This is a genomic window from Flavobacterium calami, from assembly GCF_038290035.1.
Lineage (GTDB): Bacteria > Bacteroidota > Bacteroidia > Flavobacteriales > Flavobacteriaceae > Flavobacterium > Flavobacterium calami.
On sequence record NZ_JBBYHS010000011.1, the window covers coordinates 31,877 to 57,916 of the forward strand.

Here is a 26,040-nt window from a genome sequence, read left to right on the forward strand (position 1 = left end):
CAAAAACCGCTTTTTTCTTTTGGGATCAGGCGGTTTTTTTAGGTTTGATATGTAAGGTTCTGGAATTTTTTTCGAATGAGGGGTTATAAAAATTTAAACCCAACAGAGAGTTGAGAAGCTCCCGTTTTTATGCTTCTGCCTGAAGCATCAAGATCTGAAAGTCCGGCAAGATATCGGTACTCAACAGTCACTCTCCATAAATCTACACCAACTCCGCCAAGGACGCTGCTATTGCTGTTCTCAAAGTCCACAGGATTCAGATTGTTGTTGGAACTAATGTCTGAATTGTTTTTCCAGTTGTATCCGACAAAAAGACGCACATTTCCTAATTTCCCCAAAGGAATAATTCTAAATCCGGCAATTAGAGTGGCATCTGCTCCGGCTAATTCATACTCTGTTTCTCCAATTCCGCTTTGGGCAAGACTAAACTTTGATTTTGAATAGCCGATTTCTCCCTGTCCGTAAAAAAGAAAAATGTTGACTCTCACAAAAGCGGCAGCCCCCATACCGGTTCCCGAATTTTTTGTACTGAAATCGTCTGTAATTGGAGAAGTGATGTTGTATGACAACTGCGGGCCAAATTGTACTAATTGCGCAAAACCATTTACGCCAAAACATAACAATGCTGCTAAAATGAATTTTTTCATGACGGATTTTTTTTTGATTACATAAAAATAAATATTAATAATCACATATTGAGAGATTTATATATTTATTTCATTGCAATGTTTTGAAAATGAGTGGTTTGTTTTTTTGAAATAAATAAATGTCCGCCTGATTCCATTCGACTTCGTTCAGGATGAAGCAGGGGCGAAGCTTTTTTATATTCATAAAATCTGATTAATGAATTTTTTCAGCTTTTTTATTTATTGAGTGCAGAAGCAAAAAAAGTGTATAGTGTTTCGTAAAGTGGGTAATAAATACACACATTAAATCTGGAAAAATGTCCTAATCGCTTAGTTATCAGTTCAGAAGTCTAATGGCATAAACCTTGTAAAATCACGGTTATAATAATTCTCTAAAATACACATCCGATAGAGATTAAAATTTAAAGCCATTTAATTAGAAAATACATAATACGACCTATATGAAAAGCGAGACAATTACTTCAGAACAATTTTATGCCTCAACCCTTAGTGAAAGCCATAACGAAGAACTTATTGTAAAGAGTTCTATTTTTAATTTTCAGAATAAATCTAAAAACAATAATAATGATAAAACCTCAAGTCCATTAGGGATTGCGGTACTCATAATCAGCTTTGTTTTAATGTTGACAGGTGCTTTTTTTGTGTATGAATTCCAGTCAGATTTTGATCAGTTTCATATCGACAGAATAAATTCGACATGGGGCTATCCATTTTTGATTTTGACGATTTTATTGTTTTTCTTTCAGACCGGAGTTTTTCTATACAATGTTTACCTGTATTTTCGCTACAAACCAATAGAATCTGTTACAGACGATTTGCTGCCAACCTGCACCGTTATTGTTCCGGCTTACAACGAAGGGAAACTGGTTTGGGATACCTTGTTGAGTCTTGCAGAAAGTGATTTCCCTGAACATAAAATGCAGTTGCTTGCCATTGATGACGGAAGTAAGGATGATACCTGGTATTGGATGCAGCAGGCAAAAATAAAACTGGGCGATCGTCTTACAATTTTTCAACAGCCGGAAAATAAAGGAAAACGGCACGCTTTATACCGTGGATTTGAACTTGGTACAGGAGAAATTTTTGTAACTGTAGACAGTGATTCAATTGTAAAAAAAGATACTTTACGAAATTTAGTGAGTCCGTTTGTTGTGAACGAAAAATGCGGAGCCGTTGCAGGAAATGTTCAGGTTTTGAATAATAAAAAAGCGATACTTCCGAAAATGCTGAATGTAAGTTTTGTGATGAGTTTCGAATTCGTTCGTTCGGCAGAAAGTATGTTGGGTGCTGTACTTTGTACACCCGGAGCTGCAGCAGCTTATCGAAAAACAGCTGTATTTGGATGTCTTCCGGAATGGATTAATCAAACTTTTATGGGACAGCCTTCAGATATAGGTGAGGATCGTGCAATGACCAATATGATATTAAAACAAGGGCATCACGTTTTATTCCAAAAAAATGCAGTGGTATTAACGAGTGTACCGGAAGAATACACAGGTTTATACAAAATGTTTATCAGATGGGGAAGAAGTAATGTACGTGAGAACCTTATGATGGCTCAATATGTTTTTAAAAATTTCAGAAATGAATCTAAATTTGGAGCAAGACTTTTATTTATAAATCAGTCCCTAAAACAGATCATGACCTTTCCTTTATTATTGTTTATGCTATTTCTTATAGTTACTCATCCGTTATTGTTCCTGAGTTCAACATTTTTAGCCATATTAATTGTGTCCAGTTTTCCGGTTATGTTTTATGCAAAAAGATATAATTTCTCAGAGGCATTCTGGGCGTATTCATATAGCATTTTTTACACTTTTGGATTATTCTGGATTGCACCCTACGCAATTGTTACGGCAAATAAAAGAGGATGGCTAACCCGTGGATTATCGGAAATTAAATAATAAAAAAAATAAGTAAATTAGAGCCGTCTGTTTCTCTCGATTTAGACGGTTTTTTATTTTTTTTTAAATGGTAATAAAACAAATTAAACCCTCAGAAACCTGGCAGATAAGACATGAAGTAATGTGGCCGGATCAGCCTTTCGAATTTGTTCAGTTGGAAGAAGATGAATTGGGCTTGCATTTTGGCGTTTTCGAAAAAGATAAGCTGGTTTCAATTGTATCCTGTTTTATTTCTGATGATGAAATGCAGTTTAGAAAACTCGCTACTTTGCCCGAATACCAAGGTCTTGGAATAGCTTCTGAACTTTTGAAACACATTTTCGATCTGGCTCAAAAAAAGAGTTTGAAAAGAATCTGGTGCAATGCAAGAAGCAATAAAAAATCTTTTTACGAAAAAATCGGTATGAAAGATACTTTTCAAACTTTTAATAAGGCAGGTCAGGAATTTACAATAATGGAGATTTACCTGTAGTTTTTTAAATGTGAAAAAAATCTTAATTGAAAGCAATTTTTAGAACAGGTCAATTAAATATATTAATTTAACCTCAGACAAATTAATACTTTTAGTTTCCATGGAAAATTCAAAAATCAAGGCTTTTATACCACTTTTATATCTTGTTTGGTCAGATGATCTTTTAACCCAAAAAGAATTTACGACTTTACGTGAATTTATTACTTCCCTAACGCTGCTTTCCACTGAAGAACAACAGTATCTTCTTTCCAAAGTGGATATTTCTAATCCGCCTTCGCGAAATGAACTCACTCTTTGGAAATCGGATATTGAGAGAAGTATTAAAGATAAATCGTCTATAAAATCGATTTTTGATATCGCCACAGCACTTTCAGATGAAAACCTGAATATTTCCTCACTGGAATCAGATTTTACAAAACTGGAAAATGATCTGGGAGTATTAGGCGAAGAATTAATTCAGAACTTCAAAACCAAAGGAGATTCCCTTACCGCTACAACTAAAACTACCGATAATTTTGATATTCAGAAATTAACTGAAATTCTGGATGGAGAACAGGCAGCTATTATCAAAAGGGTAAAATCAATTATTTCGCGGCCTGAATTCGCTTATGAAACTTCTACAGAAATAAATGTGTATCGCCAAAAAGTATACGATTGGTGCAAAATTCTGGCTGATGAAAATTTGGGTAATATGGCGTATCCAAAACAATATGGTGGAGGCGAAAATATAGCCGATTATTTTGCCATTATGGAAACGCTGAGTTATCATGATTTAAGCCTTGTGATAAAATTTGGTGTGCAGTTCGGACTTTGGGGAATGAGTGTTCAGTCATTAGGAACCGAAAAACATTATGCTAAATACCTTAAAGATATTGGGGAATTAAAACTTCCGGGCTGTTTTGCGATGACCGAAACCCATCATGGCTCAAATGTAAAAGGCCTCGAAACAACAGCAACGTATAACCATGCTGATTTAACTTTTACGATTCATACTCCTCATGAAAAAGCGCAAAAAGAATATATAGGAAATGCAGCCGTTCATGGACAAATGGCTACCGTTTTTGCCAAACTGATTATTGACGGTCACGATTATGGTGTAAATGCCTTTGTGGTTCCGCTGCGTGATACAAATGGAAAAACTTTAAAAGGAATTACTATTGGTGATTGCGGTCATAAAATGGGACTGAATGGTGTGGATAACGGAACTATCCGTTTTGATAATGTGGTGATTCCGAAAGAAAATATGCTGGATCGATTTGCTTCTGTAAACGATAAAGGCGAATTCGAAAGCCCGATTCCGAGTGATAACAGACGCTTTTTTACCATGTTGGGCACTTTAGTTGGCGGTCGAATCGGAATTCCGAGATCGGCTTTGGCAGCTGCAAAGTCAGGGCTTACAATTGCCATCAGATATAGCGATCAGCGAAGACAATTTGGACCGGAAGGAGGTTCTGAGGTGCCAATCTTAAATTACAGAATGCACCAGCGGAGATTACTTATTCCGTTAGCCAAAACCTATGCGGTACATTTTGGTCTCCAATATTTGACGAGTCGGTTTTTAAACAAAACCGAATCTGAAATGCAGGATATTGAAGCTTTGGCTGCCGGAATGAAATCCTATTCTACCTGGAGTACCCGAGATATTTTACAGGAATGCCGCGAGGCCTGTGGCGGAAAAGGCTATTTGTCTGAGAACCGAATTGACGCTTTGAAAAATGATACTGAAATTTATACCACTTTTGAGGGCGATAACACTGTTTTAATGCAATTAGTAGCCAAAAACAGGCTGGCTGAATTTAGAAAAGCATTTGGAGAAATGGGGTCTTTCGGAATCATTAATTATGTGTATGAAAATGCCAAAATTGCCATTTCCGAAAAAAATCCGATTGCAACCAGAAGAACAGACGAAGATCATTTATTAGATTATCAGTTTCATTTGCAGGCTTTTCAGCACAGAGAAAGGACTATTCTGGCATCTGCGGCAAAGCGTATAAAAAAACTCGTTGACAGTGGTTTAGAAGCCTACGATGCTTTTAATGTTGTGCAGCACCAAATGATTGAAGTTGCTACGGCTTATTTAGAGCGTGTGATTTTAGAGCAGTTTCAAATTGCCATAGAAAAAACAGAAGATTCAAAAACAAAAGAAATTTTAGTGAAATTAAATCAGTTGTACGCGCTTTCGCAAATAGAAAAAAACAAAGCTTGGTATTTAGAAGACGGATATATGGAAGCTGTAAAAACCAAAGCAATCCGTAAAATGGTTAATCAGCTTTGTTGGGACATCAGACCTGATGCAGTTTCTTTGGTAAATGCATTTGATATTCCTCAAAGTTGTCTGGGCGCGCCAATTGCCGTGTATAATTAAAAATTAAATTCTTTAATATTGTAATTATAAATTTCATTACCACTTGAAAAAATATTTTCTGTTTTTTATAATCCTTCTGGTTCACTTTCCGGTTTATTCATTGGATAGTACAGATGTTATTTTAGAAAGGCTAAATGACGCTATCAAAAACAAACAGCATTATGTACGTTTAAAAGAAGAGCGGATTTTAAATTTCAAAAAAATAAAATCTCAGGGATTATCAAAAGAGCAGGAATACAATTATAATAATGTGTTGTATACTGAGTATCAGAAATTCAACTCTGATTCTGCTATTCATTATGTAAAGAAAAACCTGAAGATTGCAGAGGAGCTTCAGAAAAAGAATTTGCTGAACCTGGCTCAGTTGCAATTGGCAAATCTGTATTCTTCATCGGGAAAATATCGCGAATCTGAAGCTATTTTAAAAAGCATTAATAAAAAAGAATTAGACCAGTCATTAGTGCCGAATTATTATGTTGTGTACCGTGAATTTTATGAACATTATAACGCTAACAGTGTCAGTAAAGAGTTTATTGCACAAATAAGCAAATACCGTGATTCATTGCTGGTTGTTTTAAATCCAAATTCTTTAGACTATAAAATCAATAAAATCCAGCGAAATATTTTTTACAGGAAGTTTGATATTGCCGAAAAAGAATTAATGAATTTACTAAAAATAACCAAAGACGGAAATCCGCAATACGCCATGATTACCTATCTTTTGGGAAGCATTTATGAAGCCAAAGGACCATTAGAGCTAAGAAAGAAATACTATGCGCTGTCTGCAACCTCAGATATTAAGCAAGCTATCAAAGACAATGCTTCGCTTCAGGAACTGGCATTGGTTTTTTATAAAAGCGGTGATGTAGATATGGCTTACAAATTAACACAATCTGCTATTGAGGATGCGCTTTTTTGTAATGTACAGTTTCGTACGCTTTTAATGTCGCAGGTGTATTCCATTATCAACACAGCTTATTTAGAGCGTGAAGCCCAACGAAAATCGGAGCTCAAGGTATATCTTCTTTGCATTAGTCTGTTGTCCCTGTTTTTGATTGCAGCCGTTATTTACGTTTACAAACAGATGAAAAAAGTATCCAGAATTCGTGGAGAACTTTATGAAACCAGTCAGAAACTAGCCGAATTAAACAAAGATATTTCAGAAGCCAACAACCAGCTCCAGGAACGCAATGCCCAATTATCAGAATCCAATCATATTAAGGAAGAATATATTGCCCATTTCTTCAATTTGTGTTCTGCCTACATCAACAAACTGGAAAATTATCGTGCCATATTAAACAAAAAAGCAACGGCCAAACAATTCGACGAGATATACAGAATGCTCAAATCGACTACTCTGGTTGATAATGAACTGGAAGAACTCTACAAGAATTTTGATATTATCTTTTTGAGTTTATATCCCACTTTCGTGAAAGATTTCAATGCATTGCTCATTAAAGAAGAACAAATTGTATTGAAACAAGGTGAAGTACTCAACACGGAACTTCGAATTTTTGCATTAATACGACTCGGAATAACAGATAGTGTAAAAATTGCAGCGTTTCTTCGTTACTCTTTAAGTACCATTTATAACTATCGCACCAGAGCCAGAAACAAAGCTATAGTTTCCCGAAATGACTTTGAAGAAATGGTGATGAAAATAGGTTTAATTTCGTTAAAATCCTGATTTTTTGATTTTAAAATCACTACTTTTTTTATTGCTTTTTTTGTGATTAAAGTGTTTGTTTTCAGTGTTTTAATTTTTTGAATCACTACTTTTTTTATTTAGAATTCTTGCGAATACGATAACGTTTTAGTTTTACCATACTATTTAGAAAACCTCATTTTAGTACGGACAAAAAAATAAAAAGTTATGTTTAAAAACGTTAAAGCAATAAGTGTTTTACTATTGCTGATTTCTTTTGGAATTAAAGCACAAAATAAAATTCCAATTTATCTGGATGATAAAAAATCGATCAATGAGCGTGTAGAAGATGCGCTTTCACAAATGACAACCAGTGAAAAAATTGCTATGATTCATGCGCAGTCTAAATTCAGTTCACCGGGCGTTCCGCGTTTAGGTATTCCTGAAAACTGGATGACCGACGGACCACACGGAATTCGTACCGAAGTAAAATGGGACGAATGGGAGCAGGCTGGCTGGACCAACGATTCCTGTATTGCATTTCCGGCTTTAACAGCTCTTTCTGCAACCTGGAACAAGGAATTGGCTTCATTATACGGAAAATCAATAGGAGAGGAAGCACGTTATCGTAACAAAAATGTACTGTTAGGTCCCGGGGTTAATATCTACAGAAGCCCTTTAAACGGACGAAACTTCGAATATATGGGCGAAGATCCTTTTCTGGCTTCAAAAATGGTAGTTCCTTACATTAAAGGTGTGCAGTCAATTGGAGTGGCTGCCTGTGTAAAGCATTTTGCACTGAACAATCAGGAAACCAATCGTAATTCGGTAAACGTAATTGTAGATGATCGTGCCTTATACGAAATTTATCTGCCTGCTTTTAAAGCGGCTGTTCAGGAAGGAGATGCCTGGGCAATTATGGGATCTTATAATAAATACAAAGGGCAGCAATGCTGCCACAATGAGTTTCTGCTAAATGATATCCTTCGTGGGGAATGGGGATTCAAAGGGGTTGTAATCTCAGACTGGGGAGGAGTCCACGATACAAAACAAGCCATTCATAACGGACTGGATATGGAGTTTGGTTCCTGGACAAACGGACTTACATGGGGAACCAGTAATGCCTATGATAACTATTATCTGGCAAAACCATATTCAGAAATGATTAGAAAAGGAGAAGTTGGAACTAAAGAATTAGATGAAAAAGTACGTCGTATTTTACGTTTATCTTTCTTGACAAATATGAATAAAAACCGTCCTTTTGGCTCATTTGGAACAGATGAACACGCTAAAGCAGGATTGAAAATTGCAGAAGAAGGCATCGTATTGCTTCAAAACAACCACAATATTTTGCCAATTAATCTTTCTAAAACTAAAAAGATTGCGGTTATTGGAGAAAACGCAATTAAAATGATGACTGTTGGTGGTGGAAGTTCTTCGCTAAAAGCAAGATATGAAATTACTCCGCTTGAAGGACTGAAGAAAAGAATCGGGAATCAGGCTGAAATCATATATGCTCGTGGCTATGTTGGAGATCCAACGAGTAATTATAACGGAGTTGTTGCAAAAGTAAGTTTGGAAGAAAAACGATCTGAAGCTGAATTGACTGCTGAAGCCTTAAGAATTGCTAAAAACGCTGATTTAGTCCTTTTTATTGGAGGTCTGAATAAAAGTCCAAATCAGGATGACGAAGGGTATGATCGTAAGGAATTAAATCTTCCATACAATCAGGATAAATTAATCAGTGAATTGGCTAAAGTAAATAAAAATGTAGTTTTTGTAAATATTTCTGGAAATGCCGTAGCGATGCCGTGGGTAAAAGAAGTTCCTGGAATTGTTCAGGGATGGTTTTTAGGAACCGAAGCCGGAAATGCTTTGGCGGCTGTTTTGGTTGGAGATGTGAATCCGTCCGGAAAATTAACTTTTACTTTTCCAGCAAAACTATCTGATAACGGAGCTCATGCGTTAGGAGAATTTCCAGGAGGTGATGAGGTTAAATACAATGAAGGGATTTTCGTGGGTTACCGCTGGACTGATAAACAAAAAATAAAACCGTTATTTTCTTTCGGTCACGGATTGAGTTATACCACTTTCGAATATGGAAAAGTTACTGCTGATAAAAAACAAATTTCTGTCAACGATCACATTACATTTTCTGTGAAAGTAAAAAACACCGGAAATAGGGAAGGTTCTGAGACTGTTCAGCTTTATATCAGTGATTTAAAATCTTCATTGCCTCGTCCGATAAAAGAATTAAAAGGTTTTGATAAAATTTACCTAAAAGCGGGAGAAGAAAAAACGGTAACTTTTACAATTGATAAAACGGCTTTAAGCTTTTTTGATGATAAAAAACACGATTGGGTTGCTGAACCAGGGGTGTTTGAAGCTCTTGTTGGAGCATCTTCTACCGATATAAAATCTAAAGTAAGCTTTTCACTTCAATAATTTCATTTTCTAAATTGGTTGGTTGTAAAGCTGCAATTCTAAAAAAGTTGCAGCTTTACTTTTTAAAAAAGACATTGAAGAATTACACATTTTTGGAATTATAAAAACTAAGTTTCTGTTTGTTAAAAAACTTCAGTTTAATTTAGCTATTTTAGATTCTGTCAAAAAATACAACTAACTATCTAACCATCAATTAATTTTATGAGTAAAATTTTTAATGATATAAAGCCCAAAAAGCATTATGAAATTTTAGACGGCCTGCGTGGCGTGGCAGCAATTCTTGTTGTTGCATTTCATATTTTCGAAACTTTTGCATTAGGAAACCGTTTTAAACAAATTATCAATCACGGTTATCTTGCCGTAGATTTCTTTTTTCTTTTATCCGGATTTGTTGTAGCGTATGCGTATGATGACCGCTGGGGAAGAATGACGCAATGGGAGTTTTACAAACGACGATTAATCCGACTGCAGCCTATGGTGGTTATGGGAATGATCATTGGCGCAGCTTTTTACTATTTTCAGGCTTCGGATAATTTATTTCCGAAAATTGCAGAAACACCAGTCTGGAAATTGCTGTTAGTAATGTTGATTGGTTTTACCCTGATTCCGGTTCCAAAAGGTATGGATATTAGGGGTTGGAGCGAAATGCATCCGCTTGATGGACCGGCCTGGTCACTTTTTTTCGAATACATTGCCAATATTTTATATGCTTTGGTATTCCGAAAATTTTCCAATAAAGTATTAGGAATCTTTGTTTTGGTATTTGCCGGAATGCTCATTAATTACACCGTTTTTGGACCAAAAGGAGATGTTATTGGTGGATGGTCTTTAGATCTGGAACAAATGAATATTGGTTTTACGCGATTATTGTATCCTTTCTTTGCCGGAATTTTGCTTTCCCGATTAGGAAAATTAATCCAGATAAAAGGAGCTTTTTGGATGTGTAGCGTATTAATTGCAATTGTTCTGGCGATTCCGAGAATTGGAGACGAAAACAGTCTTTGGATGAACGGTCTGTATGAGTCTTTTTGTATTATTCTTGTTTTTCCTCTGATCGTATCAATTGGTGCAGGAGGCGAAATTAAAAATCCGTTTTCACTTAAAATCTGCAAAGCTTTGGGTGATATTTCGTATCCGCTTTACATCACACATTATCCATTGATTTATTGGTATTCTACCTGGGTGGTAGATAATAAAATTTCTTTAGAAGACGGATATTTAGTCGGAATTGGAGTTTTAGTTTCTAGTATAATTATTGCTTTTATTTGTTTGAAATTATACGATGAACCGGTTCGAAACTGGTTGCAGAATAAATTTCAAAAACATAAAGTTTCCGTTAAAGAATAAAAAAAAACTAAAGGGATGAGCGTAACTGCTCATTCCTTCAGTTTTCATGAAATTTTATTTGTAGAGACACACAGCAGTGCGTCTAATTTTTACAATGTAAAATGATTGGTATTTATTCCAAAACCAATTCACCCAATGCTTCTTTACTAAAACCTTTCAATTCGGCAGTTTTTCCGGCTTTAATTTTAGCAGCCCAGTTTGGATCTGATAAAAGTGGTCTTCCAACAGCAACCAAATCAAAATCGCCTCTGTCGAAACGTCTGGTTAATTCTTCTAAAGAAGTCGGTTCAGAACTTTCTCCGGCAAATGCACCAAAGAAATCGCTTGAAAGTCCAACAGAACCAACAGTAATGGTTGGAGTTCCTGTTACTTTTTTAGCCCATCCTGCAAAATTTAAGTCAGAATCTTCAAATTCAGGTTCCCAAAATCTTCTTTGAGAACAATGTAAAATATCAACCCCGGCGTCAACAATAGGAGTAAGCCAGGCTTCTAATTCCTGTGGATTTTTAGCCAGTTTATAATTGTAATCAGAAGGTTTGAATTGAGAGAAACGCATAATTACTGCGAAATCGTTGCCAACTTGTTTTCTGATTTCTTTTACCACTTCAATAGCAAAACGGTTACGTTCCGGTAAAGTTTTACCTCCATAAATATCTTCTCTCAAATTGGTTTCTGCTCTAAAGAACTGATCAATCAAATAACCATGTGCACCGTGGATTTCGATAGTGTCAAAACCTAACTTTTTGGCATCGGCAGCAGCTTTTCCAAAAGCTAAAATAGTATTTTCAATATCTTTCTCAGACATAGCAATACCGTTTCTTAAATCAGGACGGTTGAATCCTGAAGGACCTTCAAAAGGAACAGGAGGAACCCATCCGGAGTGATGATTGTCCATAATTCCCATGTGCCAGATTTGCGGTCCCATCTTACCTCCGGCTGCATGAACTTCGTCAATGACTTTCTTCCAGCCTTTCAATGCTTCATTGCCATAAAAGTGCGGTACATTTGCATCGTTTGAGGATGATGGTCTGTCGATAACTGTACCTTCAGACAGTATTAGACCAACTTCGTCTTCAGCCCTTTTTTGGTAGTAGGAAGCAACTTGCTCGGTTGGAGTTCCGTTTGGAGAAAAAGAGCGCGTCATTGGCGCCATTACGATTCTATTCTTAAGATTTAACGTTTTTAAGTTAAATGGAGAAAACAGGCTGTTTGTACTCATAGTAATTTACAAATTATTTTGAATTAATTTACTGAGTGCTTCAAAGGCACTTTCGTTGCGTTTGTAGTATGTCCATTGGCCAACACGAGTAGATTCTATAAATCCTGCGCGTTGTAAAATTGACAAATATTCAGAAACAGTTGATTGTGTAAGACCTGCCTTGGCTTGTATCTGTCCTACGCAAACTCCATGTTCAAATCCTGCAGTAATCTGATCCGGAAAGTTGAGCTCTGGTTCTTTTAGCCATTCCAGCATTTGTAATCTGGATTTGTTAGACAATGCCTTAAAAATTTCAATTTGTTCCATGTTGTAAATATATCGACTTTTCCCGATATATGAATTAATTAAAAATAATTTTAGATAAATTTATGATTAACAGAGTGTTTAGAAAATATAATTATTGGTTTTCAGCCATTCTTTACAATCATTAGTCCAAAACTGACTAGTGTCTTTTACGCCTAAACCAAAGCCATGGCCTCCTTTTTCGTAAATATGTAATTCCGCTGAAACGTTATTCTTTTTTAGACCTAAATAATAATTGATGCTGTTTTCAGGTAGAACGGCGCTATCATCAGAAGCATGAATTAAAAATGTCGGGGGTGTTTGAGGTGTAATTCTTTTATCATTCGAAAAATTATCAATAAGTGTCTGAGAAGGATTTTTTCCTAACAAATTGGACTGAGAACCTTTGTGGGTGATATTGCTGTCCATTGAGATTACAGGGTAAATTAATATTGAAAAATCAGGTCTGGCACTAGTGTTGAATTTTGATTCATAGGTTTTATCATCAAAATGTGTTGCCAGAGTTGAGGCTAAATGTCCACCGGCAGAAAAACCTATTACACCAACTTTATTGGGATTGATATTCCATTTTGCGGCATTAGACCGAACATAACGAATGGCTTCCTGAGCATCCTGTAAAGGTCCGACGGATTTGTTTTTCATGATTAAATCACTTGGCAATCGATATTTTACAACAAAAGCAGTAATTCCTAAAGTGTTAAACCATTCTGCAACTTTTGTTCCTTCTTTATTCATTGATAAATGTGAATATCCTCCGCCCGGAAAAATAAGAACTGCTGTTTGATTAGGTTTTATTTCTTTTGGAAGAAAAACATTTAATGTAGGGATAATAACCTGGCTTGTGCGTTGAATTTTACCCTCTTTTATATCTTCTTTTTCGGTATAATCCGGAGTATTTATTTCATCAGGTATTTTGCTCCAGAGAGGTAAAATTTCGTTTTGAGAATGTAAATTTTGCATAGATACAAATAAGAAACTGCATATAAAAAAGCTTTTTCTCAGATTATTTTTTTTAAATGTTTTCAATTTTTTAAGATGTTAGATTTTTTAATACTAAGTAGTTTTTGAGTCTGAAAATTTGGGGTTAAATGATTGCTTAAAGTTACTATGTTTAATAAAATAAATAGTCGAAATTGAGTAAGGCTAACAAGTTTTATTTCGTTTTATATCAATGTTTTGGTTCTTTCTTTTGGGGAGATTGATTTAACAAATGTATTGTTTAATGTGTAATTTTGAATCTCTTTTTTTGCAATATATGTTTAATTTGTGGTTTGAAATAATTTTTTAAGTAATTTATTTGGAATCTACGTATTTAAACCTATATTTGTGCAATCGATTACATTTTGGTATTTTATTTGCAAATTAATTATATTTTAAAAACTTATGGTTAATATGAAAATATTACGTTTGTTTGTAATTGTAAAAAATACATTTTTAATTAATTAAAGGTTTTAGATAAACCAAACAAACATAGTTACTATGAGTCAAAACAACCAATCTATTGGAAATTATCGTTGGAGTATTTGTGCATTGTTGTTTTTTGCAACAACCATTAATTATTTGGACAGACAAGTTCTTTCATTAACATGGAGTGATTTTATCGCACCGGAATTTCACTGGACAAACAATGATTATGGAAATATTACTGCTTTATTTTCTATCTTTTATGCAGTTTCTTTATTGTTTGCCGGAAGATTTGTGGATTGGCTGGATACTAAAAAAGGTTTTCTTTGGGCAATTGGAATTTGGTCTTTAGGAGCGTGTTTACATGCATTTTGTGGTATTGCAACCTCAGGGATTATTACAGGAGACTGGTTTGTAGGTTTTGAAGGTGCGAAAGATGCAATCCATACAGTAAATGATACTGCACTGGTAATTAATGTGAGTGTTACTCTGTTTATTTTTGCTCGTTTTGTCCTAGCTGTTGGAGAAGCTGGGAATTTTCCTGCTGCTATCAAAACTACAGCTGAATATTTTCCTAAAAAAGACAGAGCATTTTCAACAAGTATTTTCAATGCCGGAGCAACAGTGGGGGCTTTAGCAGCGCCAATAACAATTCCTTTCATTGCTAAGGCTTTTGGTTGGGAAATGGCGTTTATTATTATTGGAGCTTTAGGTTTTGTATGGATGGGATTCTGGGTTTTTATGTATGATAAGCCTGAAAAACACCCAAAAGTTAGTGCTGCAGAATTAGCTTATATCCAGCAGGATGATCTTGCAGATAGTAAAATTGAAGGTTATAAGCCAGAAACAGCTACAAAGGTTTCTCTTGTAGATTGTTTTAAATACAAACAAACCTGGGCTTTTGCTTTTGGAAAATTTATGACTGATGGTGTTTGGTGGTTCTTCTTGTTCTGGACTCCTGCTTATTTGAGTTCAGTTTATGGAATGGATTCTACTGAAGCGGCTTTACCTTTGTTTGTTTTATATATGATTACTTTATTATCAATTATAGGAGGATGGCTTCCAACTTATTTTGTTGAAAAAAAAGGGATGAATCCATACGAAGGAAGAATGAGAGCCATGTTGATTTTTGCTTTCTTCCCGTTATTAGCTTTAATTGCTCAGCCATTAGGTTATATTAGTTACTGGATTCCGGTAATTATCATTGGTATTGCCGGAGCAGCTCACCAGTCTTGGTCTGCTAATATTTTTACAACAGTAGGAGATATGTTTCCTAAAAAAGCAATTGCAACCATTACAGGAATTGGAGGTTTAGCTGGAGGTATTGGTTCTACTTTGATTAATAAAGGTTCTGGATTATTGTTCGATTATAGTAAAGATACAAATATGTCTTTTATGGGCTTTCAGGGGATTGAGGCTGGATATTTTATCATTTTTTCAATTTGTGCGGTTTGTTACTTAACAGGCTGGATTGTGATGAAAACTTTGGTTCCTAAATATGCGCCGATTACAGATCTTTAAAAGATTTTCATGCTAACTAAACTAACCAACCAAACCAACCAAAATTATGAACCAAACCAACGCAGCGATAGGAAAGTATCGCTGGACAATCTGTAGCTTAGTTTTCTTTGCTACTACCGTAAATTATTTAGATCGAAATGTGATCAGTTATTTAAGGCCTTTTCTTGCAGAAGCCTTTCACTGGACTCCGGAACAAGAGGTAATAGATTATTCTAATATTGAATTAGCTTTTAAAATTGCCTATGCGCTGGGGATGTTGGTTGCAGGTGGGATTATTGATAAATTAGGTACAAAAATAGGGTATGCAATTGCAACCGGTTTGTGGAGTTTAGCGGCTGTTGGTCATGCTTTTGCAACTGGTACAGGAGGCTTTTTAATTGCTCGTATATTTTTAGGAATCACAGAAGCAGGGAATTTTCCTGCAGCTATAAAAGCAACAGCTGAATGGTTTCCTCAAAAAGAACGTGCTCTGGCTACGGGAATATTTAATTCAGGAAGTAATATTGGAGCTATAATTGTTCCTCTTTCGGTTCCTTTTATAGCTGAAAATTATGGATGGCAATGGGCTTTTATTGCAACCGGAATTATTGGTTTTGTTTGGCTAGCCTTATGGTTTGTTTTATATGAAGTGCCTGAAAAACAAAAGCGGTTGTCACAAGCTGAACTTGAATATATTAATGCAGATAAAACTGATGTAATTGAAGCAGAAGATAATGAGAAAGTTTCATGGTTTAAATTATTAAGTTTTCGTCAAACCTGGGCCTTTGCAATTGGAAAACTATTAACAGACCCTGTTTGGTGGTTTTATTTATTCTGGTTGCCTGATTTTCTAATGAAAGAATATAAGCTTTCTGCTACGGAAATTATCTGGCCATGTGCTTTAGTTTATGTTATTGGGAGTGTAGGAAGTATTTTTGGCGGATGGCTTCCGTTGAAATTAATTGAAAAAAACTGGCCTGCTTATAAAGCTCGAAAAACAAGTATGTTGATTTATGCGTTTGCAGTTTTGCCTGTATTGTTTTCTCAATATTTGGGTACAATAAATATATGGTGGGCAATTTTAGTTATAGGTTTGGCTGTTTCTGCGCATCAGGCATGGAGCGCTAATATTTTTACCACGGTGTCAGATATGTTTCCTAAAAAAGCAACTGCTTCTGTTACTGGAATTGGAGGTATGTTCGGGGCACTTGGTGGAATTTTATTAACTTTACTGGTTCAAAAAAATATGTTCGTTTATTATACTAAAATAGGTAAGATAGAAACAGGTTATTTTATTATGTTCTGTATTTGTGGAGCAGCTTATTTATTAGCCTGGCTTATTATGCATATTTTAGTTCCTAGGATGAAAAAGGTAGAAGTGTAATATTTACACAAATAAATTTCCGTTTCTATTATGATATTTAAATATAAAAATATAATTTTGTGCAATCGATTACATTAATTTAAAATTATGACAAAGTATAGTTCAAGATACGCATCAAGCCCTGAAGCTGTAAAAAAATATGATACGCAGCAATTGAGAGAAGAATTCTTAATTGATGACTTAATGCAGGAAGATGAAGTTGTGCTGGTTTATTCTCACTACGACAGATATATTGCTGGTTCTGCAGTTCCTGTAAATAGTGATTTGGCTTTAGAGACGATTGATCCGTTAAAAGCACCTTATTTTTTAGAACGCAGGGAGTTAGGTGTTATTAATGTTGGTGGAAATGGTTCTGTAGTTGTTGAAGGAATATCTTATGCATTAGGTTTTAAAGATGCTTTGTACATTGGTAGTGGAAATAAAGAAGTTGTCTTCAAAAGTGATGATAAAAATAATCCGGCTAAATTTTATATTAACTCAGCTCCGGCACATACGACTTATCCTACTGTAAAAGTAAGTCTGGAAGAAGCTAATAAATTACACTTAGGTGCAATGGAAACGGCAAATCACCGTACCGTAAATCAAATGATTATTGGTAGTGTGGTTACAACTTGTCAATTACAAATGGGAATGACAGAATTAAAACCGGGAAGTGTTTGGAATACAATGCCGGCACACGTTCACGATCGTAGAATGGAAGTGTATTTTTATTTAGATATTCCGGAAAATCAGGCAGTTTGTCACTTTATGGGGCAGCCGCAGGAAACAAGACATATCTGGATGAATAATCATCAGGCTGTAATTTCTCCGCCTTGGTCTATTCACTCTGGTTCAGGAACAAGTAATTATACTTTTATCTGGGGAATGGCAGGAGAGAATTTAGATTACGGAGATATGGATGTTTGTAAAATCACTGATTTAAGATAAAATGACAAATTTATTTGATATAAAAGGAAAAGTTGCCCTTATCACAGGAAGTACTCACGGATTGGGAATGGCAATGGCAAAAGGATTAGGTCAGGCTGGTGCAACGATTGTTGTAAACGGAAATTCTTCTCAGGAAAAAATTGATAATGCTGTAGCCGAATTAAAAAGTGAAGGAATTAATGCTGTTGGTTACAAATTTAATGTGACAGAAGAAAAAGAAGTTAGTGCCGCTGTAGCCAAAATTGAAAATGAAGTTGGGCCAATTGATATCTTAATTAACAACGCCGGAATCATTAAAAGAATTCCTTTACTGGAAATGGAAGTTGCTGATTTTAGAGAAGTTGTTGATATTGATTTAGTGAGTCCGTTTATCGTTTCTAAGCATGTGGCAAAAGGAATGATCGAAAGAAGACAGGGGAAAATTATCAATATTTGCTCTATGATGAGCGAATTAGGAAGAAATACTGTTTCGGCTTATGCTGCTGCAAAAGGCGGTTTGAAAATGCTGACTAAAAATATGGCAACAGAATGGGCTAAATATAATGTTCAAATAAACGGAATCGGACCAGGTTATTTTGCTACTGAACAAACCAAACCTATCAGAGTGGATGGACATCCGTTTAATGATTTTATTATTAGCAGAACACCGGCAGCAAAATGGGGAGATCCAGGTGATTTAGCTGGTGCAGCAATATTTTTATCATCTAAAGCCAGTGATTTTGTAAACGGTCACATTTTATACGTAGATGGTGGTATCCTTGCTACCATTGGAAAACCATCAAGCGAAGAATAATTTTTCTATTATATTAAAAGACATGAGTTCTAATAAAACATTCATAAACGATAATTTTTTACTTGAAAATAAATATGCTGAAGAGTTGTACCATAACTACTCAAAAAATCAGCCTATCATCGATTACCACAATCACTTAAATCCACAGTTTATTGCAGAAGATAAAATTTTTGATAATATCACAAATGTGTGGATAAACGGGGATCACTATAAATGGCGTGCAATGCGTACGTTAGGGATTAATGAGCAATTTATTACAGGAAACGGTGCTGATAAAGACAAATTCCTGAACTGGGCAAAAACAGTTCCTTATACAATGCGTAATCCTTTGTATCACTGGACACACTTAGAATTAGCACGTTACTTCGATATTTATGATTTGCTGAATGAAAAATCAGCTGAAAGAATATATGAAGAAGCTTCTGCAAAAGTAAATTCAGCTGAATACAGTACAAGAAACCTGCTAAAAAAAGTAAATGCTGAATTGGTTTGTACTACTGAAGATCCAATTGATACTTTAGAATTTCACCAAAAATTAAACAATAATCCTTTTGAAACTAAAATGAGTACGGCTTTTAGACCTGATAAAGCAATTTTGATTTCAAATGATGGGTACAATGCTTATCTGGACACATTGGGGGATGTGTCCGGTATAGCAATCAATACTTATGCTGATTTACGTGATGCATTAAGAAAAAGAATAGATTTCTTTAATGAAAATGGCTGTAAATTAAGTGATCACGGATTGGATCAGATTTATTTCGAAAACTTTACTGAATCTGAAGTTGCTGCAATCTTCAAAAAGAAAAGAGAAAATCAGGAAGTTAGTCCGGAAGAAGCATTGAAATTCCAAAGTGCTGTATTATTATTTCTATGTGAAACATACCATGAATTAGGATGGGTTCAGCAATTTCACTTAGGAGCTTTGCGTAACAATAATGCCCGTATGCACAGGATTTTAGGACCTGATACAGGCTGGGATTCTATTGGAGATTACCCACAGGCTCAAAAACTCTCTGCTTTCTTAAATACATTAGATAGTAAAGATAAATTAACAAAAACTATCATTTACAACTTAAATCCTGCTGACAACGAAGTGATGGCTACCATGATTGGTAACTTTAATGACGGAAGTGTAAGAGGAAAAGTACAGTTCGGTTCAGGATGGTGGTTTTTGGATCAGAAAGACGGAATGACTAAACAATTGAATGCTCTTTCGAATATGAGTTTAATCAGCTGTTTTGTTGGTATGCTTACTGATTCAAGAAGTTTCTTATCTTTCCCAAGACACGAATATTTCAGACGTATTCTTTGTAATCTTTTAGGAGATGAAATTCAAAGAGGTGAACTTCCTGCTGATATGGAATGGATTGGAAAAATGGTTTCTGATATTTCATATAATAATGCAAAAGAATATTTTAAATTTTAATTAAATATTGACAATGAGTAAAGTAGTTGCATTCGGCGAAATAATGTTGCGGTTTTCTACAGAAAGACATCTGCGTTTTTCTCAGGCTAAAGCATTTACAGCGTCTTACGGCGGAGGTGAATTTAATGTTTGTGTTTCTTTGGCTAATTACGGGATTAATGCAGAATTTGTGACCAGATTACCTGAGAACGAAATTGGTTACTGTGCAGTGCAGGAGATGCGTAAAATGAATGTTGAATCTAAAAGTATTGTTTACGGCGGAGAACGTTTAGGAACTTATTATTTAGAAACAGGAGCAGGAACCAGAGGAAGTAATGTGGTATATGATCGCGCACACAGTTCGATGGCAACTATTCAGAAAGGAGATATTGACTGGAAGAAAGTACTGGAAGGTGCGACATGGTTTCATTTTAGCGGAATTTCAGCTGCAATTTCTCAAAGTGCTGCAGAAGCCTGTCTGGAAGCAGTTAAGATAGCGCATGAATTAGGATTGACCATTTCATGTGATTTGAATTACAGATCAAAATTATGGCAATATGGCAAAACTCCAAGTGAGGTTATGCCAGAATTATTAAAATACAGTCACGTTATTTTAGGTGATATTGATACAGCCTATTTTATGCTGGGAATCCCTAAAGTAAATCCTGATTATCAAAACAAAGAGTCATTGCCGGTTTTATATTCTAAATTATATGAGCTTTGCCCGAACTTGAAAACGGTAGCGACTACATTGCGTTATTCAGTTAGTGCTTCGCACCAAAGAATTGGCGGAGTTTTATTTGACGGAAAAACTATTTTTAATGCAGCAGTACAGGAAGTGACTCCTGTAATTGACAGGGTAGGTAGTGGTGATGCATTTATGGGAGGACTAATTTACGGATTAGTTGAATATAAAGAGGATAAACAAAAGGCATTAGATTTTGCAGTAGCTGCTTGTTGCTTGAAACACACAATCGCCGGAGATTATAATTTAGTTACATTAAAAGAAGTTGAAAACATGGCAGGAGGAAATTCTGCGGGATTAGTATCAAGATAAAAAAGTATGGCAAAGTATTCAAGAATTGAAGTAGCTCAGACGATGAAAGATAACGGAATGGTTCCTTTGTTTTTTCATTCGGATATTGAAATCAGTAAAAAAGTATTAAAAGCTTGTTACGATGGTGGATCCAGATTAATGGAGTTTACCAGCAGAGGTGATTTTGCTTTTGAAGTTTTTGGAGCATTAAATAAATATGCATTGGCTGAATTGCCGGGAATGATGTTAGGTGTTGGTTCTGTTACTGATGCTGCAGCAGCTTCATTATACATGCAGCTTGGTGCTAATTTTATTGTAACTCCGGTATTTAGAGAAGATATTGCAATAGCTTGTAACCGTAGAAAAGTTTTATGGTCTCCTGGTTGCGGAACTCTTTCAGAAATTGCAAGAGCAGAAGAATTAGGTTGTGAAGTTGTGAAGTTGTTTCCTGCGGATACTTACGGGCCAGAGTTTATTAAAGCAATAAAAGGGCCATGTCCGTGGACTACTATTATGCCTACAGGAGGGGTTTATCCAACGGAAGAAAGTTTGTCTTCATGGCTGAATGCAGGTGCTACATGTGTAGGTTTGGGTTCTCAGTTAATTTCAAAGGATTTGTTGGATAAACAGGATTTTGAAGGTTTGAAAAATAAAGTAAGTGATGTTTTGAACATCATAAAAAATATTAGAAAATAATAAATAAGGAATAATCAGTTTGTTTCTTATTTGGAAAGCAGTTTTTTTTAGAGTTTTAAAGGTTGTAATTGAACATTACGCTTGAAATAAAATTTGTCACTCCTCACAGCAAGTTTTGTTTGTTTTTTACAAGTGTAATGTTTCTTTTACAATAATGAAACGGGTAAGGAATTAATGAGGTTATTTATAACACTTTTAGAGAAGATTTAAAATGAAAAAATTAAATAGAGTAAATACAGGTTTAGAAAAAAAACAACCTATTAAAGTAGTTCAATTTGGTGAAGGTAATTTCTTGAGAGCTTTCGTTGATTACGCTTTTCATAAACTAAATAAAGAAGTTGATTTCAATGCAGGAATTGCAATGGTTCAGCCATTGAAAGACGGTATGGTAAACATGATTAATGATCAAGACGGCCTTTATACTTTGTTTATGAACGGTATCAAAAAAGGCGAAAAAATACAGGATATTCAATTAATTGACAATGTTGTAAAAGCCATCAATCCATATACTGAATTTGCTGATTACCTAGCTTTAGCAAAAGAAGAAGAACTTCAATTTATTGTTTCAAACACTACTGAAGCTGGAATTGAATTTATCGGAACGGATACTCCGGATATGCAGCCACCAGCAGCATTTCCTGCAAAGTTGACTGTTTTGTTATACGAAAGATTCAAACATTTCAATGGAGATGCTTCTAAAGCTGTAACTATCATTCCTTGTGAATTGATTGATTACAACTCAGAGACTTTGAAAAAAATCATTTTACAATATGTTGATTTGTGGAAGTTAGAAGATGCATTCAAAACATGGGTATCGGATGCTTGTACGTATCACAGTACTTTGGTTGATAGAATTGTACCTGGATATCCAAGAGCTAATATTGAAGAATACAATAGCAAATTAGACTATCAAGACAATTTAATTGTTGCTGCTGAACCATTTTTCCTATGGGCAATCGAAGGCGGAGATGATTTGAAAGCTAAATTACCATTCCACAAAACGGATTTGAATGTGAAGATTGTTGATGATATTCGTCCTTTCAAAATGATTAAAGTTCGTATTTTGAATGGTGCTCATACTGCAATGGTTCCTTGTTCACTTTTGTACGGTAACAAATTAGTAATGGAAACCGTTAACGGAGATTTTACTGGGAAATTCGTTGATAACGTTATTGCCGAAATCAGTGAAACCCTTGCTATGGACAAAAATGAAATCACTGCCTACTGTGAAGAGGTAATGGATCGTTTTAGAAATCCATTTATCAAACACGCACTTGCTGATATTGCGTTAAACTCTATCTCTAAATTCAAAGTAAGAGTTTTACCTAGTTTATTAGGGTATTACAACAATAATAAAAAACTACCTGTTAGTTTAACTTATTCATTAGCTTGTTTGATTCAATTCTACAAAGGAACTTGGAATAACGAAGCATTACCAGTAAAAGATACTCCAGAGTTAGTTGAAGCATTTAATAACATTTGGAAAGCTGGATCTATAGATTTAGTTGTTAAACAAACACTTGAAAACACAGATTTCTGGGGAGAAGATTTAACAAAAATTAACGGTTTGTCTGAAGCTTTAGTGGTAGCTTTGAGTGAAATTGAGGCTAATGGAATCGAAAATGGTTTCGTAAATTTCAGCAAACAATTTTAGTCCAGAGATAAAAAAAATATAATCATGCAAAAGAAATTAATTAAAGTAAATCCGGCAGATAACGTAATTGTTGCTTTAACCGATTTGGTACAAAACGAACAAATAGCGTTTGAAGGAACTACAGTCATACCAATAACAGATGTTAAAGCAAAACATAAAATCGCAGAGAAAGATTTTGCAATTGGTGATGAAATAATAATGTATGGCGTTTTGGTAGGAAAAGCTGTAGAACCTGTAAAAAAGGGAGAAGTAATTACCACTGAAAACGTAAAACATCAAAGTGAAAAAGTTTTTGGTAAAACCGGAAATTTAGGTTGGACGCCACCAAATGTTGATCGTTGGAAAGATAAAACTTTCAACGGATACCACCGTGCTGATGGGCAAGTCGGAACCAAAAACGTTTGGTTATTTATTCCATTAGTTTTTTGTGAAAACAAAAATATCGAAAAACTGAAAGATATTTTCGAAAATGAATTACTGCCAAAAAAAGATGTTTCTTATAAAAATTTGTTACGTTCTTTAATTGAAGAAAAAAGCGTAGAAGAAGTTTCGGATAGAAATAGAAATGAAAATCTTTTAGACAATATTGAAGTAAAATTCATCAACCATCAAGGTGGTTGTGGTGGAATTCGACAAGATTCGGAATTGTTGGCAAAACTGCTTGCAGGATATGTGAACAATCCAAATGTTGCCGGAGCAACAATTTTAAGTTTGGGCTGCCAAAATTTGCAGGTAAATATTTTTAAAGATGCATTGAAAGCAATTAGTCCAAATTGTGATAAAGAAATTTTGATCTATGAGCAACAACAAATTGGAACTACCGATCAAATGTTTCAAATGGTGATTAAGGATTCTTATGAAGCTATTAAAAGAGCTAATAAAATCGAACGTAAACCTGCTCCAATTTCAAAACTAACTATTGGTTTAGAATGTGGTGGTTCTGACGGGTTTTCAGGAATTTCTGCTAATCCAGCATTAGGAGTTGTTTCAGATATTTTTGCAGCTTTGGGAGCGAAATCCATTTTGGCAGAGTTCCCGGAATTATGCGGCGTTGAGCAAGAATTAATGAACCGATGTGTGGACGAAGAAAAAGCTGATAAGTTTTTAGCTTTGATGAAAGCTTTTGAAAAATCAGTTGTAGATGCAGGTTCAGGCTTTGATATGAACCCGTCTCCGGGAAATATTAAAGACGGATTAATTACCGACGCTATGAAATCGGCAGGGGCTTCTAAAAAAGGTGGAACTGCACCTATTGTAGATGTTTTGGATTACGGCGAATACATTTCGCAACCGGGTTTAAATCTTCTAAATACACCAGGAAATGACGCTGAATGTACCACAGGATTAGTTGGATCGGGAGCGACCGTTGTTTTATTTACAACAGGTTTAGGAAATCCGATGGGTAATCCGGTTGCACCCGTTGTGAAAATTGCTTCAAACACCGCATTAACTAATAGAATGTCGGATATTATCGATTTCAATGCTGGAACTGTGATTACTGGTGAAAAAAACATCACCGAAGTTGGAGCAGAACTCGTAGATTATATTATAGAATTGGCAAGCGGAAACGTAGAAACAAAAGCAGACCAGCTGAAACAAGATGTATTTATTCCTTGGAAAAGAGGGGTTTCGCTTTAAGGAGTTTCAAAGGTCAACCATATAAGTTGTGTGAGTTTATTTAAGTAAATTACGGCTTGTTTTCTTAAATGACTTATATGGTAAATAATTAATATTTGATATGTTAATCGTATCTAAAAAAAACTATTAAGAGGTAGTTCTTGTTGAAGATTTACGAATGTGTAATTCTGGAGCAAGAACTACCTTTTTTTCGATTTTAATGGTGTCAGTTTTGTCTACCTGTTCTAAGAATACGCGTGCAGACATCCTTCCCATTTCAAGAGGAGACTGATCCACAGAAGTTATTGACATTTCCATAAATTTTGTGAATGGTTCATTACTGAATCCTGCGACGCAAAAATCATCCGGGATGTTTATATTTCTTTCTTTTAATTCCTGAATGGCACCCAATGCGGCAAAATCACTTGATGAGAAGATAGCATCTGGAGGAGTTTCAAGTTCTAATAAGATGTCAATTGCCTCTTTTCCGGCTTCAACACTACTTTTAGACTGAATAACGTATTTTTCATTAAATTCTATGCCATTATCAATCAAGGCTTGTTTGTATCCTAAAAACCTGTTTTTGAAAATCTCCAAGGATTGGTCACCGGATAAATGTGCGATATTTTTACATCCCTGATTGATGAGTTGTTTTGTGGCTATGTATCCTCCTTTAAAATCATTAATTGTAACTGAGCTTACACCCTCTATATGTTTACTACGGTCAAAAAATATCAAAGGAACATTTTTTTCTAATACATTGCGAAAAGCACTGTCGTTTTCGTTATTAACTCCTGAAACTGACATTAATATCCCGTCAACCTGAGCGTCAATTAAGGTATAAAGGTTTTCGCTTTCTCTTTTTGGGTTTTCATGTGTCTGGCAAATAATAACCTGATATCCATGTGGGTAAAGCTCTTCTTCGATTCCTCGGATTACAGATGCGAAAAAATTACTGTCAATACGAGGAACAATAACACCAATATTATTACTCCTTCCGCTTTTTAAAGCCAAAGCTAATTTGTTTTGTTTGTAGTTCATTGAAGCTGCTGTTTCAAGAACCAACTCTCTAGTGCTTTCTTTTATTTTGGGATTATTGTTTAAGGCTCTGGAAACAGTTGCAGCGGTGATGTTTAGTTTCTTAGCGATGTCATAAATTGTTATTTTTTCACTCATTCAAAAAAATATTTTGATTATTTTAACACAAAAATACATTTTTTTTGGATATTCCAACTTAAAATGTTATCGATTACCTATAGTCAGTTTATTTGTCA

20 protein-coding genes are annotated in these 26,040 nt (G+C 35.1%); 15 read left to right on the plus strand and 5 right to left on the minus strand.

The features are described 5' to 3' along the window. Positions 1 to 83 precede the first annotated feature (83 nt). Positions 84 to 647, minus strand: a complete 564-nt coding sequence (locus AAEO57_RS11385; protein WP_341692669.1) for a hypothetical protein — start codon at positions 645 to 647, stop codon at positions 84 to 86. Positions 648 to 1,087: 440 nt separating this feature from the next. Between AAEO57_RS11385 and AAEO57_RS11390 the strand changes: the two genes are divergently transcribed. From AAEO57_RS11390 to AAEO57_RS11415, 6 genes are all read left to right on the plus strand, one after another. Next, complete coding sequence (locus tag AAEO57_RS11390) at positions 1,088 to 2,551, plus strand: glycosyltransferase family 2 protein (protein ID WP_341692671.1); 1,464 nt, start codon at positions 1,088 to 1,090, stop codon at positions 2,549 to 2,551. 67 nt (positions 2,552 to 2,618) lie between these two features. Continuing rightward, positions 2,619 to 3,023: a GNAT family N-acetyltransferase gene (locus AAEO57_RS11395; protein WP_341692673.1), complete on the plus strand. Its 405-nt coding sequence runs from the start codon at positions 2,619 to 2,621 to the stop codon at positions 3,021 to 3,023. Between the two features lie 100 nt (positions 3,024 to 3,123). Further along, positions 3,124 to 5,388, plus strand: a complete 2,265-nt coding sequence (locus AAEO57_RS11400; protein WP_341692675.1) for an acyl-CoA dehydrogenase family protein — start codon at positions 3,124 to 3,126, stop codon at positions 5,386 to 5,388. Between the two features lie 43 nt (positions 5,389 to 5,431). Beyond that, the gene (locus AAEO57_RS11405) at positions 5,432 to 7,075 is read left to right on the plus strand and encodes a DUF6377 domain-containing protein (RefSeq protein ID WP_341692677.1); all 1,644 of its coding nucleotides are present in this window, start codon (positions 5,432 to 5,434) and stop codon (positions 7,073 to 7,075) included. 186 nt (positions 7,076 to 7,261) lie between these two features. Then, positions 7,262 to 9,478: a glycoside hydrolase family 3 C-terminal domain-containing protein gene (locus AAEO57_RS11410; RefSeq protein ID WP_341692679.1), complete on the plus strand. Its 2,217-nt coding sequence runs from the start codon at positions 7,262 to 7,264 to the stop codon at positions 9,476 to 9,478. Positions 9,479 to 9,679: 201 nt separating this feature from the next. Continuing rightward, entirely contained in the window at positions 9,680 to 10,825 is a 1,146-nt protein-coding gene (locus tag AAEO57_RS11415) for an acyltransferase family protein (RefSeq protein ID WP_341692681.1), read from the plus strand. A 112-nt stretch (positions 10,826 to 10,937) separates the two neighbouring features. Here AAEO57_RS11415 and AAEO57_RS11420 read toward each other — a convergent pair whose 3' ends face one another. The 3 genes from AAEO57_RS11420 to AAEO57_RS11430 form a co-directional block, all read right to left on the minus strand. Next, entirely contained in the window at positions 10,938 to 12,044 is a 1,107-nt protein-coding gene (locus AAEO57_RS11420) for an NADH:flavin oxidoreductase (protein ID WP_341692683.1), read from the minus strand. 6 nt (positions 12,045 to 12,050) lie between these two features. Next, entirely contained in the window at positions 12,051 to 12,350 is a 300-nt protein-coding gene (locus AAEO57_RS11425) for an ArsR/SmtB family transcription factor (RefSeq protein ID WP_163408259.1), read from the minus strand. A gap of 78 nt (positions 12,351 to 12,428) precedes the next feature. Continuing rightward, entirely contained in the window at positions 12,429 to 13,307 is an 879-nt protein-coding gene (locus AAEO57_RS11430) for an alpha/beta hydrolase (protein ID WP_341692688.1), read from the minus strand. Between the two features lie 519 nt (positions 13,308 to 13,826). Here AAEO57_RS11430 and AAEO57_RS11435 point away from each other — a divergent pair. The 9 genes from AAEO57_RS11435 to AAEO57_RS11475 all read left to right on the plus strand — a co-directional run bounded on the left by AAEO57_RS11435 (position 13,827) and on the right by AAEO57_RS11475 (position 24,787). After that, on the plus strand, positions 13,827 to 15,272 hold the full coding sequence (locus AAEO57_RS11435; protein ID WP_341692690.1) for an MFS transporter: 1,446 nt from the start codon (positions 13,827 to 13,829) through the stop codon (positions 15,270 to 15,272). A 46-nt stretch (positions 15,273 to 15,318) separates the two neighbouring features. Next, entirely contained in the window at positions 15,319 to 16,635 is a 1,317-nt protein-coding gene (locus AAEO57_RS11440; protein WP_341692692.1) for an MFS transporter, read from the plus strand. An 87-nt stretch (positions 16,636 to 16,722) separates the two neighbouring features. Next, positions 16,723 to 17,562, plus strand: a complete 840-nt coding sequence (gene kduI / locus AAEO57_RS11445; protein WP_341692693.1) for a 5-dehydro-4-deoxy-D-glucuronate isomerase — start codon at positions 16,723 to 16,725, stop codon at positions 17,560 to 17,562. Between the two features lies 1 nt (position 17,563). Beyond that, entirely contained in the window at positions 17,564 to 18,355 is a 792-nt protein-coding gene (locus AAEO57_RS11450; RefSeq protein ID WP_341692695.1) for a gluconate 5-dehydrogenase, read from the plus strand. Between the two features lie 22 nt (positions 18,356 to 18,377). After that, positions 18,378 to 19,784, plus strand: a complete 1,407-nt coding sequence (gene uxaC / locus AAEO57_RS11455; RefSeq protein WP_341692696.1) for a glucuronate isomerase — start codon at positions 18,378 to 18,380, stop codon at positions 19,782 to 19,784. 13 nt (positions 19,785 to 19,797) lie between these two features. Then, positions 19,798 to 20,820: a PfkB family carbohydrate kinase gene (locus AAEO57_RS11460; protein WP_341692698.1), complete on the plus strand. Its 1,023-nt coding sequence runs from the start codon at positions 19,798 to 19,800 to the stop codon at positions 20,818 to 20,820. Between the two features lie 6 nt (positions 20,821 to 20,826). Then, complete coding sequence (locus AAEO57_RS11465) at positions 20,827 to 21,495, plus strand: bifunctional 4-hydroxy-2-oxoglutarate aldolase/2-dehydro-3-deoxy-phosphogluconate aldolase (RefSeq protein WP_025571673.1); 669 nt, start codon at positions 20,827 to 20,829, stop codon at positions 21,493 to 21,495. Between the two features lie 211 nt (positions 21,496 to 21,706). Then, positions 21,707 to 23,149: a tagaturonate reductase gene (locus tag AAEO57_RS11470; RefSeq protein WP_341692700.1), complete on the plus strand. Its 1,443-nt coding sequence runs from the start codon at positions 21,707 to 21,709 to the stop codon at positions 23,147 to 23,149. Positions 23,150 to 23,173: 24 nt separating this feature from the next. After that, positions 23,174 to 24,787, plus strand: a complete 1,614-nt coding sequence (locus tag AAEO57_RS11475; protein ID WP_341692701.1) for a UxaA family hydrolase — start codon at positions 23,174 to 23,176, stop codon at positions 24,785 to 24,787. A gap of 126 nt (positions 24,788 to 24,913) precedes the next feature. On the opposite strand, the gene AAEO57_RS11480 is transcribed toward AAEO57_RS11475, so the two are convergent. Further along, positions 24,914 to 25,942 carry a LacI family DNA-binding transcriptional regulator gene (locus tag AAEO57_RS11480; protein ID WP_341692703.1) on the minus strand — a complete coding sequence of 343 codons (1,029 nt, stop codon included), beginning with the start codon at positions 25,940 to 25,942 and terminating at the stop codon, positions 24,914 to 24,916. Positions 25,943 to 26,040 lie beyond the last annotated feature (98 nt).